Origin of the sequence: Psychrobacillus sp. MER TA 171 (genome assembly GCF_023713305.1) — a bacterium.
Taxonomy (GTDB): domain Bacteria; phylum Bacillota; class Bacilli; order Bacillales_A; family Planococcaceae; genus Psychrobacillus.
In genome coordinates this window covers 1-255 of record NZ_JAMAWN010000107.1, presented here as the reverse complement: position 1 = coordinate 255, position 255 = coordinate 1, and the positions used below count along the sequence as shown (strand labels likewise).

Here is a 255-nt window from a genome sequence, read left to right as displayed (position 1 = left end):
AAAGGTATCGAGGCATTAAAAAATGGACTTTTATCAGCATTTGAAGAGGAAGAAAAAGCGAAGGTGTATATAGAGAAAGTGCTCGAGAAATACCCACGTTATCGTCGAGATCATTTAGAAATTTTCCGTTCGGTTTCAATAAATGATTCCACTTGGTTAGATAAGGCGCTAGAGAGATGCATCAATGAAAACTTATATAGTGCGAATGATTTTAAAGACGTTGTACTTTACCTAAAAAAACAATCTCAGCAGGAA

At 35.3% G+C, this 255-nt stretch carries 1 pseudogene; it reads left to right on the top strand.

Features of this window, described 5'->3' with window-relative positions:
- Window positions 1-255: pseudogene (locus M3627_RS21290) on the top strand (IS21 family transposase); the annotation flags it as partial.